This window comes from Microbacterium sp. SORGH_AS_0454 (assembly GCF_031453395.1).
GTDB lineage: Bacteria > Actinomycetota > Actinomycetes > Actinomycetales > Microbacteriaceae > Microbacterium.
In genome coordinates this window covers 2,918,765-2,935,928 of record NZ_JAVIYS010000001.1, presented here as the reverse complement: position 1 = coordinate 2,935,928, position 17,164 = coordinate 2,918,765, and the positions used below count along the sequence as shown (strand labels likewise).

Below are 17,164 nucleotides of genomic sequence, written 5' to 3'. Positions count from 1 at the left end.
CCTAGTCTCCCACGAGCGCGGTGCGCATTGCGGCCAGCACCTCGGTCTCGCGTTCGAGGGCGACCTCGGGGTCTGCCCCGACGAAGACGCGCACCTGCAGCAGAGCTTGGTGCAGCAGCATCGCGAGACCGTCGTGCGCCTCGCCGCCCGCGCGTTCCCACGCCTGAGCGAGCGGGGCCGGCCAGCCGCCGTAGACGACGTCGACGAGCGGACCGGAGACTGATGCCAGATCGTCGGCGACGCGGCCGAGATCGGTGCCCCCGGGCAGAGCCGCGATGGTGGCGTCCACCGGTGACAGCTCGGGGTCGTCGAGGGCGACGACGCGAACGACGACCCCCAGGGGGTCGGCGAGGGCGCCGAGGGGGGCGGCCGCCTCGGGCCGCCGCGCGCGGACCTCGATGAGACCGGCTCCCGTACGGGCGGCGGCGACCACCGCGGAGGTCGCTGTGGCTCCGGCACCGAGCACGCGGATCGCCCCGGGCTCGCGCACACCGATCTCGTCGAGGGCACGGGCCAGGCCGCCCACGTCGGTGTTGAAACCGCGGGGGCCGCCCTCGGCCAGCAGGAAGGTGTTCACGGCGCCGGTCAGCCGCGCGTCGTCGTCGAGCGAGACGGCGGCGCGAGCGGCCGCGTGCTTGAGCGGCATGGTGAGCGAGAGGCCGCGCCAGGCGGCATCCAGTTCTTCCACCGCAGCGGCGAAGTTCGCCTCGCCCACCCGTCGGCGCCCGTAGTCCCAGTCGAGGCCGAGCGTGCCGTACGCCGCCGCGTGCAGCCGGGGCGACCGCGAATGCGCGATCGGGTCGCCCCAGACGGCCAGACGGCGGCGAGGCCCGGTCAGCATCCGCCGTTCGGGTTCTCGCGGCACCACTGCTGGAACTGCGCGACCGCCTTCTCCTGGTCGGCGTAGGTGGTCGAGAACACCGTCTCCCCCGTCGACAGGTTCACCGTCGTGAAGTAGTACCAGGGGCCGTCGACGGGGTGCATCGCGGCGTCGATCGCGAGGTCTCCGGCGTTGGCGATCGGCCCGACGGGGAGCCCGGGATACTTGTAGGTGTTGTAGGGATTGTCGCTGTTGAGGGCGTTCGCGCTCGACGACGAGGCTCCGGCGTCGAGCTCGTTCGCGCCGTACTGCGCCGTCGAGTCCATCTGCAGCAGACCGTGCGTCTCGGTGTTGTCGGGTTGCAGACGGTTCTCGATCACGCGTGAGACCTTGTAGAAGTCCTCGCTGCTGCGGGCTTCGCGTTCGATGATCGAGGCGATGGTGAGGATGCGCTCTCGATCGTTCGGCGCCACGCCGGCCTTGTCGAGCGACTCGATCGTGCGCTTGACCATTCGATCGATGACCTGTGGGGCGGTGACTCCGTCGTCGAAATCGTAGGTCGCGGGGAAGATCCAGCCCTCGAGGGTCGAGGCGGAGACCCCGTAGGTCGAGGGGGTCGCGACCGCGGCATCGAGATCGGCGCGCGCGATGCCGGCCTGCTCCGAGATGATGTCCAGCGACTGCGTCAGGGTGAGCCCCTCACGCAGCTGCACCGAGTTGTCGAGACGGTTGGCCGGGTCGCGGAGCGCGGCGATCACCGCCTCCGAGGTCATCTGCTGCTGCAGCTTGTAGACACCGGGCTGGAACGTGAACCCCACCGCGTTGTCGACCATGTACTTGTAGAGCGAGTTGGTCGCCTTCGTCACGCCCGCCTCGAAGAGCTTCGGCGAAACGGACTGGCCCGTGTCACCGGACACGATCGTGACGCGTGCTTCGCCGGTCGCCTGTCCCGCTTCGTACTCGAGCGGCTCGCCGTTGCCGAGGAACGCCTGGATACGTTCGCCGTAGGTGTTCCACAGCGGGAAGCCGCCGCCGGCGACACCGCCGACGAGGATCAACACGATGGCGAGGGCGATCCAGCGACCCCCACCGCGGCGCCGCTTCGGAGGCTTCTGAGGTGCCCAGCCGATCTGCTGCGTGGTGGTCTCACCGGTGAAGAGGTCTTCGAGAGATCCGGATGCCGTGCTGCGAGGCGTGGTGGAGGATGCGGCCGCCGTTCCCGCGCCGGCTCCGACGAGGGCGGGTTCGCGGTCGCGCGAAGGCTCGTTGCGGCGAGACTCGGATCCGGAACGGGGAGCGTCCGCGCGGCGGGCGGCGGCCTGCCAGGCGGCGGACTGCGTGTCACGGGCGGGCTGCGCGGCGCCGGAGGGCTGGGAGGGAGTGCTCTGCGCGGAGGTCGTGCGAGGCGCCTGATCTCGGACAGAGCGCGTGGCACGGTCTGAGGCCGCCGGTTCCGGCGCCGTCGCGGAGGCCGCGGCGGGAGCACCGCTGCGGCGCGGCCCCGGCGCCGCCTCGTCGCGGCCGCCAGCGGACGCGGCGGCTCGCGGGGTCTGCGGCGAAGGGGAATCGGTGCGTCGCGCGGGCGCAGACTCCCTCCCTGCCGCCTGCTCGGCTGCGGCACGAGGCGCGGGTGTCGAGCCGGGGCGCGAAGCACCCGACGGCTCGGCGGGGAAGGCTGTCGGATGTTCGGCGGGAGCGGCCGGCTCCAGCGGCGGCTGAGCGTCCGCGACTCGCGGTGCGGCCGTGGATTCGGCTCCGCGATCGGCGGGCGCGGTGGACGTGCCTTCGACCGCCTGCTCCGCGGACATGGTCGGCGTGGCCTCGGTCGCCGCGCGTCGGGCCTCGCGGGCGGCCCGGCGCGACGGCGGAGCGGCATCCTCGCCGCCGGGGAGGCGAGAGGAGCGCGTACCGGTGCGCGGGTCGGGCAGACGACCGTAAAGATCCGCGAACGGATCGTTTTCGGGGTGCTGGTTCTCGGGCATGTCAGGCGGGCTCCTGTCCCGGTGTTACGGCGGGTCCGGCCGGCTCGCCGGACTGTCGCTCCACATCGATCGCCTGCTGCAGAAGCACCACGGCGGCGACTTGGTCCACAATGCTACGAGAATCCCGCTGAGAACGCCCTGCTTCGCGCAGAACACTGTGCGCCGAAACGGTGCTCAGGCGTTCATCGACCAGGCGGACGGGCATCGGCAGAGCAGCGGCCAGCGCCGCGGCGAAGGCGCGGGCGTCGGTCGTCGACGGCGTGTCTTCACCGCGCAGGTTCAGCGGCAGCCCCACCAGGATCTCGAATGCCTCGTACTCGGCCGCCAGAGCCGCGATGCGGCGGATCGGCTCGCCCTTTCGAGGCACCGTCTCGACGGGAACGGCGAGTACCCCGTCCGGGTCTGACCGCGCCACGCCGACGCGCGCGCGCCCGACGTCGATCCCGAATCGGATGCCGCGACGAAACGACGTCACGCGATCGTCGTCCTCACGTCCGAGACGATTCCCTCGAGCGCCTGCGGCAGGGCCGCGGCATCCGTTCCGCCGCCCTGGGCGACGTCGGGACGACCTCCGCCACCGCCGCCGAGCACACCGGCCGCCGCCTTGGCGAGGGCGCCCGCGGCGAGCCCCCGTTCGCGCGCGGAGTCGTTGGTGACGACGACCACCGTGGCGCGGCCGCCGGTGGTGCTCGCGAGAGCGACGACCGCGGGGTCGCTGCCCAGGCGGTCGCGCACCTGCAGCGCGAGCGAGCGCACGTCGTCTGCCGAGGCGCCCTCCCCCAGGCTCTGTGCGACCACCCGCACGGTGCCGACGGCGACGGCCGACTCCACCAGCTGGGGCAGGCGACCGGTGAGGGCCTGCGCCTCGAACGCCGCGATCTTCTTCTCGGCGGCCTTGAGGCTCGCGGCCAACTCGGCGATGCGGGTGGGCAGCTGCTCGCGCGGCGTCTTCAGGCTCGAGCTGAGCTGAGAGACGATCGCGCGCTCGGCGGCGAGGTCACGGAAGGCGTCGAGGCCCACGAGGGCTTCCACGCGGCGGTTCGACGCGCCGACCGACTGCTCGCCCACGAGGTTGACCAGGCCGATCTCGGCGCTGCGAGACACGTGCGTGCCACCGCACAGCTCACGCGACCAGGGACCGCCGATGTCGACCATGCGCACGGTGTCGCCGTACTTCTCGCCGAACAGCGCCATGGCGCCCGCGGCTTTCGCCTCGTCGAGCGACATCACGCGCGTGGTGACCTCGAGGTTGTCGCGCACCGCGTTGTTGGCGATGTCCTCGATCTCGGTGCGGGTCTCGGGCGACAGCGCGGAGCCCCAGCTGAAGTCGAAGCGCATGTAACCCGCGCGATTGAGCGAACCGGTCTGGGTCGCCGTCTTGCCGAGGGTGTCGCGGATCGCCGCGTGCACCAGGTGAGTCGCGGTGTGCGCCTGCTGGGCGGCGTGGCGGTTGAGCGCGTCGACGACGGTCGTCGCGGGCGCGCCGACCGAGACCTCACCGGTCGTCACCTCGACGGTGTGGCTGACGAGACCCGGAACGGGACGCTGCACGTCGAGCACCTCGAGCTCGTAGCCGGGACCGACGATGACGCCCTTGTCGGCGACCTGGCCACCCGACTCGGCGTACAGGGCGGTCTCGGCGAGGATCACCTCGGCGATCTGGCCCTCGGCCGCGCGGTCGGTTCCGACCCCCTGGATCAGGATGCCGAGAACCCGCGATTCCGTCTGCATCTCGGTGTAGCCGGTGAAGACGGTCTCGCCGTGGGCGCGGAACTCGCGGTAGGCGCTCTGGTCGGCGATCGTGCCCTTGCGGGCGCGGGCGTCGGCCTTGGCACGTGTGCGCTGCTCGAGCATGAGCTGGTCGAAGGCGCCGCGGTCGACGGACAGCCCGGCCTCTTCGGCGATCTCGAGCGTGAGGTCGATCGGGAAGCCGTAGGTGTCGTGCAGCAGGAACGCCTCGGAGCCCGACAGCGTGGTGCCGCCGCCGTTCTTGGCCTCGACGACCGACTGGTCGAGGATCGCGGATCCGGCCGCGAGCGTGCGGAGGAACGTCTGCTCCTCGGCGATCGCGTAGGCCGAGAGGCGCGCGTAATCGGCCTCGACCTCGGGGTAGGACTCTTTCATCGCGTCGCGTGAGGCGGCGAACAGCTCGGGGAACGTGGGGCCGTCGACGCCGAGGAGGCGCATCGAGCGGATCGCGCGACGCATGATGCGGCGCAGGATGTAGCCGCGGCCCTCGTTCGAGGGGGTGACGCCATCGGCGAGCAGCATGAGGGATGAGCGCACGTGGTCGGCGACGATGCGCAGGCGCACGTCGTCGTCGTGCGACTCCTGGCCGTACGACTTGCCCGCGAGCTTGGCGGCCAGATCCAGCACGGGGCGCACCTGGTCGGTCTCGTACATGTTGTCGACGCCCTGCTTGATGAACGCGATGCGCTCCAGGCCCATGCCGGTGTCGATGTTCTTCGCGGGCAGCTCCCCGACGATGTCGAAGTCGTACTTCGAGCGCACGTTGGTGATCTCGTACTGCATGAACACGAGGTTCCAGATCTCGACGTAGCGGTCGTCGTCGGTGGCGGGGCCTCCGTCGATGCCGTACTCGGGACCGCGGTCGAAGAAGATCTCCGAGCAGGGACCGGCGGGGCCGGGCAGACCGGTCGACCAGTAGTTCGTGTCCTTGCCCAGGCGCTGGATGCGCTCGTCGGGCAGGGAGCTGAGCTCGAGCCAGAGGTCGCGGGCTTCGTCGTCCTCCTCGTAGACCGTGACCCAGAGGTCCTTCGGATCGAACGCGAGGCCGCCCTCCGACTCGGGGGCCGTCAGCAGCTCCCAGGCGAAGCGGATCGCGTCTTCCTTGAAGTAGTCGCCGAACGACCAGTTGCCGAGCATCTGGAAGAAGGTGCCGTGACGTGGGGTCTTGCCGACTTCTTCGATGTCGTTGGTGCGGATGCACTTCTGCACGTCGGCAGCGCGCGGATAGGGCGGCGGAACGACCCCGCTCAGATACGGGATGAAGGGCACCATGCCCGCCACGGTGAACAGCAGGGCCGGGTCGTCGGTGACGAGCGAGGCCGAGGGGACGATCGTGTGGTTCTTCTTCTCGAAGAAGTCGAGGAAGCGCTGGGCGATCTCGGCGGTTTTCATGGCGGGTCTTTCCGTACGCATGCGGATCCGCCCCACGTGTGGGGGCGGGAGGCCGGAGGGGGTCAGTCGGAGGGGGAAACGGCCTTCTCGGCGGCGCGGGCGGCGTCGTCGACGGCGTCGGCGGACTTCTCGACCGCCGAGGACGCGACGCTCTTCGCGTCGTCGATGATCTCGGAGAGGCGGGTCTCCTGCGCGTGGTAGGCGTCGCTCATACGGTCGGTGAACTCGCCGATGCGGGAGTCGAGCTGCGCGAGCACCTCCTGCCCGCGGGGGTCCTTGTTGACGAGGTGGGCGGCGACGAAACCGCCGACGATGCCCAACGCGAACCAGACGAGGCTTCTCACGATCACCACTTCTTCCTCGATACGACGCCGCGGTCGCGGCATTCCCCCATCGTAGGCGAGGGCCCCCGCGGAGCGCGCGTCCGCCGGTCGGATGCCGCGGACTCGGTCGCCGAGGTCGCCACCGGCTCGTGCGGCGGCGTGAGGCTCGAACACGCGCACGCTCCTCGGCGAGTCCCGCCGCGACGCGGGTCATCTCGGGCAGCTCCCCCGGAATCGGGTCGGAATCGGCGGTGGGTCGCGCGCAAGCGCGATCCGAGAACCAGAAAGGGCGCCGGGAGAACCCGGCGCCCTTCTGTGCTCGCTGAGGTCAGCGGGCGGCGTAGTACTCGACGACGAGCTGCACGTCACACGTGACGGGCACCTCGGCGCGCTTGGGGCGACGAACGAGCTTCGCCTGCAGCGTCGAGAGGTCGACCTCGAGGTAGCCCGGAACGGGGGGCAGCACTTCGGCGTGCCCACCGGCGGCGGCGACCTGGAAGGGCTCGAGACCCTCGCTCTTGGTCTTGACGTGGATCAGCTGACCCGGCTTCACGCGGAACGACGGGCGGTCCACGAGCTGGCCGTCGACCATGATGTGGCGGTGCACGACGAGCTGGCGAGCCTGCGCGGTGGTGCGGGCGAAGCCCGAACGCACGACGAGGGCGTCCAGACGCATCTCGAGCAGCTCGACCAGGTTCTCACCGGTCAGGCCGTCGGTGCGGCGGGCCTCGTTGAACGCGATGCGCAGCTGCTTCTCGCGGATGCCGTACTGCTCGCGCAGACGCTGCTTCTCGCGGAGACGGACGGCGTAGTCGCTGTCGGCCTTGCGCTTGGTGCGACCGTGCTCGCCGGGAGCGTAGGGACGCTTCTCGAGGTAGCGGGCGGCCTTGGGGGTGAGTGCGACGCCGAGGGCGCGCGACAGACGCACCTTGCGGCGGTCCTGAGACTTCGTGGTCACGAAGTTCTCCTTCCGATGACGTGGCCGCGCCTTTCACGGCTCACGGGCGTATCGCCCCCTTCCGCCCGATCCGAAGCGCACGCCGGGGCGCACCGGAAGGTGATCACAGGAAGGAGGGGATGCCCGAAAACCCTGTTTCGAGCCGGTTCATGCTATCAGAGCCACCCACGCGTGCCCTCTGCACGCTCACTTCCCGTCGAGGATGCGTCGGATCTTCTCCAGGCGCGCGGAGACGTCGCGCTCGGTGCCGTGATTCGTGGGCTCGTAGTAGCGCTTGCCCCGGAGTTCGTCGGGCAGGTACTGCTGCGCCACGATGCCGATCTCGCTGTCGTGCGCGTACTTGTACCCCTTGCCGTGTCCCAGGCGCTTGGCGCCCGGGTAGTGCGCGTCGCGGAGGTGCATCGGCACGCGTCCGAAACCACCGGCGCGTACGTCGGCGATCGCGGCATTGATGGCGTTGTAGGCGGCGTTCGACTTGGCGGTCGTCGCGAGGTACACCGTCGCTTCGGCGAGGGGGATGCGGCCCTCGGGCATGCCGATGAAGGCGACGGCGTCCGCCGCCGCGACGGCGATCTGCAGCGCCTGCGGATCGGCCATGCCGATGTCTTCCGCGGCGGAGATCACCAGGCGCCGCGCGATGAAACGGGGGTCCTCCCCCGCCTCGATCATCCGCGCGAGGTAGTGGATCGCGGCATCCGGATCCGAACCTCGCACCGACTTGATGAAGGCGCTGATCACGTCGTAGTGCTCGTCGCCCTGGCGGTCGTAACGCAGCAGAGCGCGGTCCACGGCCTGGGCGATGTGGTCGGCGGTGATCACGGGGAGCTCTCCCCCGTCGTCGACGAACGGTCCCGGGTCCTGCTCGTCGTCATCGTCTTCATCGTCGCCTCCGCCGGATGCCGACGCGGGGGCGACGCCGTCGTCGCCCGCGACCGAGGCCGCGGCTTCGAGGGCGGTGAGAGCGCGACGGGCGTCTCCGGATGCCAGGCGGACCAGGGCGGCGCGAGCGTCGTCCTCGAGCACGACGCGGCCGGCCAGACCGCGCGGGTCGGTCACGGCTCGGTCCACGAGGGCGCCCAGGTCGTCGTCGCCGAGGGGACGGAGGGTGAGCAGGAGAGAACGCGACAGCAACGGCGAGATGACCGAGAACGAGGGGTTCTCGGTGGTCGCGGCGATGAGCACGACCCACCCGTTCTCGACCCCCGGCAGCAGGGCGTCCTGCTGGGCCTTCGTGAAGCGGTGGATCTCGTCGAGGAAGAGGATCGTGGACTGCCCGTAGAGGTCGCGCTGCGTGAGGGCTTCTTGCATGACCTCGCGAACGTCTTTCACACCCGCCGTGATCGCTGAGAGCTCGACGAAGCGGCGCCCCGACGACCGCGCGATCGCCTGGGCGAGCGTGGTCTTGCCCGTTCCGGGCGGGCCCCACAGGATCACCGAGGCGGCGGTGACGGATGCCGAGGAGTCGGTCGTCGCGAGCGTGACCAGCGGGGACCCGGGTCGCAACAGATGCCCCTGGCCGGCGACCTCGTCGAGGCTCACGGGGCGCATGCGCACCGCGAGCGGTGTCTGGCCCTGGAAGAGCGCGGAAGATGGGGTCACCACTCCAGGCTAACCGCGGCCTCCGACACCGTGCTGCGAGCGGCGAACCCGGTCGCTGGACGGCTCTTTGTAGGATCGACGTGCCCGGACGGGCGGAGGAGGTCGATGTGGCGGCGCGCGGAAAAGACCGGCAGGCGCGAGAGCAGCGCGAGCGTGCTCGCGCGTATCAGGCGCGGCTCGAGCTCCACGAGCGTCAGGGGCGACGCCGCACACGCGACAATCTCATCGGTCTCGTGGTCGGGCTCGTCCTGATCGCCGGCGCGGTCGGCGCACAGACCGCCTACTTCGTCGCGGGCCCGGGCGCACCGGACCCGGCACCCTCGTCGACCGATACCCCCGCGACGCCCGCCTCGACGGAGGTCCCCGCTCCCGTGCCGTCGGAGTCGACCACTCCTTGACCTCTCGCGCCGTGCGGTGGGAACCGCCGCGCGGTGATCGGCAGGGCTCGATCCTGTAACCCCGGGGTCGCGCGTACTAGGCTCGGAGGGTCCTTCTCCCCCAGGCGGTTCTGCCGCGATGAGGTGCTACCCGTGACTTCCGTCCCCACTCCCGAGACCTCCGACCCGCGCGACGACGAGAACGCCGTCGAGGTCGATCCCACCGCCACGACCTCGGTCGAGGCGGAGGCCGATGCATCTTCGGCCCCGAGCGCCTCCTCCGACGAGGCCGCCGCGCCAGCCGAGGAGCATGAAGCTCCCGCGGGTGAGGTGCCGATCGCAGAGCAGTCGTCGGATGCCGCTGAGCCGGCGTCCACCGCCGATGCTCCCTCCGGCGATGACGCGATCGACGACGGTGCGACCGCCGAGGTCGAGGCCTCCTCCGACGCGGCTGAGGCGCCCAGCACCCCGTCCGCGCCCGCGCAGCCCGCCGCTCCGCGGCCCGGCGCGCGTATCCCCGGACCGCCTCCGGGAAAGACCGCGTCCACTTCGACCGCGCAGCCGTGGGGTCGCGTCGACGAAGAGGGCACCGTCTCGGTCCGCGAGGGTGAGGACTGGCGCGTCGTGGGGCAGTACCCCGACGGCACGCCCGCCGAAGCTCTCGCTTACTACCAGCGCAAGTTCTCGGATCTCGCCGGCGAGGTCACCCTGCTCGAGACGCGTCATCGTCGCGGTGGGGCGTCGGCATCCGACCTCCGTTCGACGGCGAAGACCCTTCGCGGCAAGCTCGACGGTGCGGCCGCGGTGGGCGATCTCGAGGCCCTGATCGCTCGCGTGGATGCCCTCACCTCTGAGCTCGCCGAGGCGAGCGAGACCGAGGCCGTCGCCGCCAAGCAGGCCACCGAAGAGGCTGTGCGCGAGCGGACCGCGATCGTCGAAGAGGCCGAGGCCCTCGCCGCCCGTGACCCGCAGACGGTGCAGTGGAAGCAGATGACCGCCGAGATGACGGCTCTGTTCGACCGGTGGCAGGCTCACCAGCAGAACGGCCCCCGTCTGTCGAAGTCGACCGCTCAGCAGCTCTGGCGCCGCTTCCGCGACGCCCGCGCCACGGTCGACCGTCACCGCCGCGAGTTCTTCTCTTCGCTCGACGAGGTCCACAAGTCCGCCCGCGAGGCGAAGACGCGTCTCGTCGAGCGCGCCGAGGCTCTCGCGCCGCGTGGCGAGGACGGCATCGGGGCATACCGCGACCTGCTCGACGCGTGGAAGGCCTCGGGCCGCGCCGGCCGCAAGGTCGACGACGCGCTCTGGGCTCGTTTCAAGGCTGCGGGAGATGCCCTCTACGGAGCGCGCATCGAGCGTGAGTCCGCCGACGCCGAGGCCTCGAAGGAGAAGATCGAGCAGAAGCGTGCCCTGCTCGAGAAGGCCGCACCCATCGTCGACGAGAAGAACCTCGCGACCGCCCGCCAGAAGCTCACCGCCATCCAGCGCGAGTGGGACGAGATCGGCCGGATCTTCCCCCGCGACAAGGAGCGTGTCCTCGACGACGAGCTCCGCAAGATCGAGCAGAGTGTGCGCACCCGTGAGGACGCCGACTGGAAGCGGAACGACCCCGAGCAGAAGGCGCGTGCCAACGACATGACGCGCCAGCTGACCGACGCGATCGACAAGCTCGAGGCCGAACTCGCCGAGGCCGAGTCGCGCGGCGACAAGCGCGCCGCGGCTCAGGCATCGGAGGCTCTCGAAGCACGCCGCACCTGGCTCCGCGCCCTCGGCGGCTGATCGGTTCTCCACAGGTCGACGGTTTCGACCGTCACGGGCGACACCGCCCCGTCACACTGACGGGATGGTGTCGCCCTTTCTGTTCTTCCCCGGGGAGCGTCTCGCCTTGAGCGAACTGAGCGCTGCGTGTCTCGACGGGCTGCTGGTGCCCCTCGGCGAAGGGTTCATGCCCGCCGATGCCGTCGAGACGGCGTGGATGCGCGCCCGTAGCCTGCTGCCCCTTCTCGGGGAGCGATGGGCGGGGGTGCGCCTGACCGCCGCGTGGGTGCACGGAGGGATTCCGACCGAGCCGACGCGGCATCACCTTCAGCGGGTCGTGACGAGGCGGACACGGGCCCATGACGGGACCCGTGTGACATATCACGACGTGCGCCTGCCACCCGCAGATACGACGTCGCTCGCCGGCGTACACCTCAGCACACCGGGACGCACGCTGGCCGACCTCGCCCGCTCCGACGACGAGCATCAGCGCGCTGCGGCGGTCGCGTGGGCGGCGTCCGATCCGCGAGCGAGAAGCGATGCGCGAGCGTGGCTCGATCGGCATCCGACCTTCCCCTACGGGCGGCGAGGGATCGCGCTGCTCGCGACCGCGGACTCGGAACGCCGATGCGGCGGCTAGGAGGAAGTCACGCGGTAGACGTCGTAGACGGCGTCGATGCGTCGTACGGCGTTGAGCACGCGGTCGAGGTGCACGGTGTCACCCATCTCGAACACGAACTTGCTGAGCGCCAGACGGTCGTTCGTGGTCGACACGGTGGCCGAGAGGATGTTGACGTGATGCTCGCTCAGCACACGGGTCACATCGCTCAGGAGCCCGGATCGGTCGAGGGCCTCGACCTGGATCTGTACGAGGAAGACGCTCTTCGTGGTGGGTGCCCACTCCACGTCGATCAGTCGGTCGGGCTCTTCCTTCAGCGCCTTGACGTTGGTGCAGTCGCCGCGGTGAACCGAGACGCCGCTCCCCCGCGTGACGAAACCGACGATCTCGTCTCCCGGGACCGGCGTACAGCACTTGGCGAGCTTGACGAGGATGTCGGGGGCACCGCGAACGAGCACGCCCGAATCGCCACCGCGCGGGGCACGGCTGCGACCGACGGGGATGTCGATGGGCCCGGTGTTGGTCTCTTCGACGTTGACGAGCGCCGTGACCTTCTCGATCACGGACTGCGTCGAGACGTGGCCCTCGCCGACGGCGGCGTACAGGGCGGAGACGTCTTCGTAGTGGAAGAGGCGAGCGACCTCCGTGAACGAGTCCTGGTTCATCAGCCGCTGCAGTGGCAGGTTCTGCCGGCGCATGGCACGGGCGATGGAGTCCTTGCCCTGTTCGATGGCTTCTTCGCGACGTTCCTTGGTGAACCACCCGCGGATCTTGTTGCGCGCGCGGGTGCTCTTGACGAAGCCGAGCCAGTCCTGGCTCGGACCCGCGTCGGGGTTCTTGGAGGTGAAGACCTCGACGACGTCGCCGCTCTGCAGCGTCGACTCGAGCGGCACCAGGCGTCCGTTGACCTTGGCCCCCATGGTGCGGTGGCCGATCTCGGTGTGCACGGCGTAGGCGAAGTCGACCGGGGTCGCGCCGGTCGGCAGGCCGACCACACGGCCCTTCGGCGTGAAGACGTAGACCTCTTTCGCACCGATCTCGAAGCGCAGCGAGTCGAGGAACTCCCCCGGGTCGGCGGTCTCGGCCTGCCAGTCCGAGATGTGCGCGATCCAGGCCATGTCGGCGTCGACGGCCTTGGCGTCGGCTTTGCCGCCCGCCATCCTCTCCTTGTACTTCCAGTGCGCGGCGACACCGAACTCCGCCTGCTGGTGCATCTCGTGCGTGCGGATCTGGATCTCGACCGTGCGTCCGCCCGGGCCGATCACCGTGGTGTGCAGCGACTGGTACAGGTTGAACTTCGGCGTGGCGATGTAGTCCTTGAATCGCCCCGGCAGGGGCGTCCACCGCGCGTGGATGGCGCCGAGCACCGCGTAGCAGTCGCGGACGGTGCCGACGAGGATGCGAATACCGATGAGGTCGTAGATGTCGTCGAACTCGCGACCTCGAACGACCATCTTCTGGTACACGGAGTAGAGCTGCTTCGGGCGTCCCATCACGCGGCCGCGGACGCGCAGTTCGCGCAGATCGGCGTCGACGGCGTCGATGACGTTCTGGACGTACTGCTCGCGCTGCGGCGTACGCTGCTTGACCAGGCTGTCGATCTCGGCGTAGAGCTTGGGATGCATCACCGCGAAAGAGAGGTCTTCGAGCTCGCTCTTGATCGCCTGGATACCGAGGCGGTGCGCGAGGGGCGCGTAGATCTCGAGAGTCTCGGTGGCCTTCTTCGCGGCCTTGTGCGGGGGCATGAAGCCCCAGGTCCGGGCGTTGTGCAGGCGATCGGCGAGCTTGATGAGCAGGACGCGTATGTCTTTCGACATCGCCACGATCATCTTCCGCACGGTCTCTGCCTGCGCGCTGTCGCCGTACTTGACCTTGTCGAGCTTGGTCACGCCGTCGACGAGCATCGCGACCTCGTCGCCGAAGTCGGCGGCGAGCTCGTCGAGGGGGTATCCCGTGTCTTCGACGGTGTCGTGCAGCAGAGCGGCGGCGATGGCCTTCGGTCCCAAGCCGAGTTCGGCGAGGATCTGCGCGACGGCGAGCGGGTGCGTGATGTACGGCTCGCCGCTCTGGCGCTTCTGCCCGTCGTGCGCCTTGTCGGCGACGGCATAGGCCCGCTCGATGATCGCGAGGTCACCCTTGGGGTGGTGCGTACGCACCGTGCGCAGCAGCTTGTCGACGTCGTCGCGGCGAGCGGCGCGCGAGAAGATGCGCGGGACCAGACGCCGGAGCGAAGACGGCGGCGGCGCGGAGGAAGTGGTCTCAGCCATGTGCCACCCCTTCCTTACGGCCAGTCGATCAAGTCTATGCCTCGAGACAGGAGTCCAAGGCGGGGTCCGCGGGTGAGACCCCGGGGGCGGGGCCCCGGCCTCAGGCCGGGACACCCGCCTTCTCGCGAGCCGCCACGACACGTTCGTCACGCTGAGCGATCGGCTTCTCCTTCTCGCGCAGCAGGGCGTACATCGGGACGGCGACGAAGAGCGTCGAATACGCGGCGACGATCGTGCCGACGAAGATCGACAGCGAGATGTCGCTGAGTGTGCGCGCGCCGAGCGGCACACCGATGAAGAGGATCGCGCCGACGGGCAGGATCGCGACCACCGTGGTGTTGATCGATCGGATCAGCGTCTGGTTGGCGGCGAGGTTGACCGACTCCGCGAACGTGCGACCGGAGATCTCGCCGTCGTCCCTGGTGTTCTCTCTCACCTTGTCGAAGACGACGGTGGTGTCGTAGAGGGCGTAGGAGAGGATGGTCAAGAAGCCGATGACGGCGGCCGGCGAGATCTCGAAGCCGAAGACGGCGTAGACACCGATGGTGATGACGAGCACGTCGACGAGACCGATGATCGCGGCGACCGACATCTTCCACGTGCGGAAGTAGAGCGCCAGGATCAGGAAGGTCAGCGCGAGGAAGATCGACAGACCCCAGAGCGACTGTCGGGTGACGTCGTTGCCCCAGGTGGGTCCGATGAACGAGTTCGTGATCTCCGAGGTGGGAACGTCGTATGCCGTCGCGAGGGCGGCCGAGACCGCCTGCGTCTGGTCGTTGTCCAGCTGGTCGGTCTGCACGCGCACGGACTGATCGCTGATCGTGGTGACGCGCGTCGCGGCATCCGGGACGACCGAGGTGACGGCCTGCGTGGCCAGAGCCTGGTCGAACGTCGACGGGTTGGACACCGTGAACTGCGAGCCGCCGGTGAACTCGATCGAGAACTGCACGGGGCGGAACAGCGGCACGAGGGCCGCGCCGATCACGAGGACCGCGGCGATGATGAACCACAGGCGACGACGCTGCACGAAGGGGAAGGACGTCTTCCCCGAGTAGAGGTCGTTACCGAGCTGCGACATGGAGCGCATCAGTCGTCTCCCTCCTTCGTGGAGCGGCTATCACCGCGGCTGGCGGCCGCCAGTTCGGCCTGCTTGCGTTCGGCGATCGTCTGCCGACGCTGAGCCTCGCCGCGAGACTTCTTCACCCGGCCCGCGTCGACCACGGGAGCCCGGAACTGCGCGCGACCGCGGTACACGGCGCCGAGGGCGTTGGGGTCCATCCCCGAGAGGGGGTGACCCGAGCCGAAGAAGCGCGTGCGAGCGAGCAACTGCATCACGGGGTGCGTGAACAGGATGAAGATCAAGATGTCGATCGCGGTCGTGAGGCCGAGCGTGAACGCGAAGCCCTTCACCGTGGCATCCGCGAGGATGTACAGCACGACGGCCGCGAGGATGTTGATCGACTTCGAGATGTAGATCGTGCGCTTGGCGCGCGACCAGCCGTCTTCGACGGCAGCGGTGATCGACTTGCCGTCGCGCAATTCGTCTCTGATTCTTTCGAAATAGACGATGAACGAGTCGGCGGTGAAGCCGATCGTCACGATCAGACCCGCGACGCCCGCGAGCGAGAGGCGGAAGCCTGCTCGCCACGCCAGGACGCACAGCGCGAGATACGTCAGCACCGCCATCACGCCGAGCGAGGCGATGATGACCGTCCCGAGCACGCGGTAGACGATGAGCGAGTAGATCGCGACGAGACCGAGGCCGATGAGGCCGGCGATGAAACCGACCTGCAACTGCTGCGAACCGAGCGTCGCCGACACGGTGTCGGAGCTGACCACCTGGAAGCTCAGCGGCAGGGCGCCGTACTTCAGCTGGTCGGCGAGGGCCTTCGACGACTCCTGCGTGAACGAGCCGGTGATGCTGGGGCGACCGTCGACGATGATGCCGTTCATGGACGGTGCCGACAGCACGGAGCCGTCGAGCACGAACGCGAACTGGTTCAGCGGCGGCTGCGCTCCGTAGAGGCGCTGGCTGATCTCGGCGAACTTCTGCGTGCCCTGGTCGTTGAAGACGAGGTTGACGGCCCACTGGCCGGTGTTCTGCTCCTGACCGTTGGTGGCGTTGGAGATGTCGGTGCCGTCGAGCTCGACGGGGCCGAGGATGTACTTCTGCCCGTCGTTCGTGCCGCACGTGATCATCGGCTGATCGGCCGGAGCCTGGGCGGGATTGCTCGGCGGGTTCGCGCAGTCGTACGCGAGGAACTGCGCCTGCAGAGCCGGGGTGATGTAGGCCGGGTCGCTCGCATTGGTCGGCGAGGCGGTCGGCGTCGACGGCAGGCTCGGGTCGGGCGTCGGGTACGGCGTGGAGACACCGTCCTGACCCACGAACGAGGTCGCCGGCGAGCCGCTGAACAGCACCGGGCGCAACTGCAGCTGGGCCGAGCTCTGGATGCGCTGGCGCGTGGCCTCATCGGCCTGGCCGGGGATCTGGACGACGATGTTGCGGCCACCCTCGGTGGCGACGTCGGCCTCACCCACGCCCGAGGCGTCGACGCGTTGGCGGATGATCGTGACGGCCTGAGCCAGCTGTTCGCTGTCGGGCGCGGCGCCGTCGGTGGTCTGGGCTTGCAGGATGATCTGCGTGCCGCCCTGGAGGTCGAGCGCGAGCTCGGGGGTCCAGGAACTGGCGTTGAAGACGTACACGCCCAGCGCGTTGATGCCGAAGAGCACGCCGGTGATGGCGAGCAATCCGGTCAAAACGCGCCAGGCGTGACGGACAGGAGTCGAGGGCGCCACGGAGTCGGCTTTCTGTGCGGCGGTGAACGAAACGGCGGGAGGGGCGATCAGACCGCGGGGCGGTCCTTGTCATCGCGCTCTGCGTCGGCGGCGTGCTGGCGGGCGGCGCGCTGGTCGTCGCTGATCGAGGTGATGTCGCCATCGGCGACACCGGCGGCGTACTCGGCCTCGGTCTCTTCGGCTTCGATGTACTCGTCTTCGGTCACCGTGCCCGCGGCGGGGTCGACGATGCGCAGGATCGCCTGGCTGTGCACCTTGATGACGACGCCGGGGGCGATCTCGACGTGCGCGGGCTTGTCGAGGTCTTCGGCGTCGTACTCGACGATGGTGCCGTAGAGGCCGCCCTGCAGCAGCACTTCGGCGCCGGGGACCGTCTCGCGAGCCTTCTGCTCGAGCTCGGCCTTCTGCTTCTTCATGCGCCGACGGGAGCTCAGGAACATGAAGACGAGCAGACCGGCGAACAGGATGAGCAGGAGGAAACTGGAGTCCATGGAGGCGGTGCACCTTTCAGATCAGGCGCGCCG

The 17,164-nt window shown here is 69.5% G+C and carries 14 protein-coding genes; 3 read left to right on the top strand and 11 right to left on the bottom strand.

All coding sequences use genetic code 11. The annotated features are described in order from the left end of the window. Position 1: 1 nt before the first annotated feature. The 7 genes from QE454_RS14185 to QE454_RS14155 all read right to left on the bottom strand — a co-directional run bounded on the left by QE454_RS14185 (position 2) and on the right by QE454_RS14155 (position 8,772). On the bottom strand, positions 2-841 hold the full coding sequence (locus QE454_RS14185; protein WP_307460392.1) for a shikimate dehydrogenase: 840 nt from the start codon (positions 839-841) through the stop codon (positions 2-4). Beyond that, on the bottom strand, positions 835-2,802 hold the full coding sequence (gene mltG, locus QE454_RS14180; RefSeq protein WP_307460393.1) for an endolytic transglycosylase MltG: 1,968 nt from the start codon (positions 2,800-2,802) through the stop codon (positions 835-837). The genes QE454_RS14185 and mltG overlap by 7 nt, the downstream gene beginning before the upstream one ends. 1 nt (position 2,803) lies before the next feature. Beyond that, positions 2,804-3,277 (bottom strand): Holliday junction resolvase RuvX, encoded by a 474-nt coding sequence (gene ruvX / locus QE454_RS14175; RefSeq protein ID WP_210075131.1) that lies wholly within the window; start codon positions 3,275-3,277, stop codon positions 2,804-2,806. After that, positions 3,274-5,943: an alanine--tRNA ligase gene (gene alaS / locus QE454_RS14170; protein WP_307460394.1), complete on the bottom strand. Its 2,670-nt coding sequence runs from the start codon at positions 5,941-5,943 to the stop codon at positions 3,274-3,276. The genes ruvX and alaS overlap by 4 nt, the downstream gene beginning before the upstream one ends. Positions 5,944-6,005: 62 nt before the next feature. Further along, a complete protein-coding gene (locus QE454_RS14165; RefSeq protein WP_307460396.1) occupies positions 6,006-6,440 on the bottom strand; it encodes a hypothetical protein in 435 nt (144 codons plus the stop codon). A gap of 154 nt (positions 6,441-6,594) precedes the next feature. After that, positions 6,595-7,224 carry a 30S ribosomal protein S4 gene (gene rpsD / locus QE454_RS14160; protein ID WP_056231683.1) on the bottom strand — a complete coding sequence of 210 codons (630 nt, stop codon included), beginning with the start codon at positions 7,222-7,224 and terminating at the stop codon, positions 6,595-6,597. Between the two features lie 186 nt (positions 7,225-7,410). Beyond that, positions 7,411-8,772 (bottom strand): replication-associated recombination protein A, encoded by a 1,362-nt coding sequence (locus tag QE454_RS14155; RefSeq protein ID WP_373459425.1) that lies wholly within the window; start codon positions 8,770-8,772, stop codon positions 7,411-7,413. A 131-nt stretch (positions 8,773-8,903) separates the two neighbouring features. Here QE454_RS14155 and QE454_RS14150 point away from each other — a divergent pair, with 131 nt between their 5' ends. From QE454_RS14150 to QE454_RS14140, 3 genes are all read left to right on the top strand, one after another. After that, positions 8,904-9,221: a dioxygenase gene (locus QE454_RS14150; protein ID WP_307460400.1), complete on the top strand. Its 318-nt coding sequence runs from the start codon at positions 8,904-8,906 to the stop codon at positions 9,219-9,221. A 132-nt stretch (positions 9,222-9,353) separates the two neighbouring features. Next, a complete protein-coding gene (locus QE454_RS14145; protein ID WP_373459411.1) occupies positions 9,354-10,979 on the top strand; it encodes a DUF349 domain-containing protein in 1,626 nt (541 codons plus the stop codon). Between the two features lie 64 nt (positions 10,980-11,043). Beyond that, on the top strand, positions 11,044-11,598 hold the full coding sequence (locus tag QE454_RS14140) for a hypothetical protein (protein ID WP_307460404.1): 555 nt from the start codon (positions 11,044-11,046) through the stop codon (positions 11,596-11,598). Here the strand turns inward: QE454_RS14140 and QE454_RS14135 are convergent. The 4 genes from QE454_RS14135 to yajC all read right to left on the bottom strand — a co-directional run bounded on the left by QE454_RS14135 (position 11,595) and on the right by yajC (position 17,131). Continuing rightward, positions 11,595-13,844: a bifunctional (p)ppGpp synthetase/guanosine-3',5'-bis(diphosphate) 3'-pyrophosphohydrolase gene (locus tag QE454_RS14135; RefSeq protein ID WP_307460407.1), complete on the bottom strand. Its 2,250-nt coding sequence runs from the start codon at positions 13,842-13,844 to the stop codon at positions 11,595-11,597. The two genes, QE454_RS14140 and QE454_RS14135, sit on opposite strands and share 4 nt — an antisense overlap. A gap of 100 nt (positions 13,845-13,944) precedes the next feature. Beyond that, positions 13,945-14,931, bottom strand: a complete 987-nt coding sequence (secF, locus tag QE454_RS14130; protein WP_307460410.1) for a protein translocase subunit SecF — start codon at positions 14,929-14,931, stop codon at positions 13,945-13,947. Continuing rightward, positions 14,931-16,640, bottom strand: coding sequence for a protein translocase subunit SecD (gene secD, locus QE454_RS14125; protein WP_307460413.1), 1,710 nt, complete (start codon positions 16,638-16,640; stop codon positions 14,931-14,933). The genes secF and secD overlap by 1 nt, the downstream gene beginning before the upstream one ends. A 47-nt stretch (positions 16,641-16,687) precedes the next feature. Continuing rightward, positions 16,688-17,131, bottom strand: coding sequence for a preprotein translocase subunit YajC (gene yajC, locus QE454_RS14120; RefSeq protein WP_307460417.1), 444 nt, complete (start codon positions 17,129-17,131; stop codon positions 16,688-16,690). Positions 17,132-17,164 lie beyond the last annotated feature (33 nt).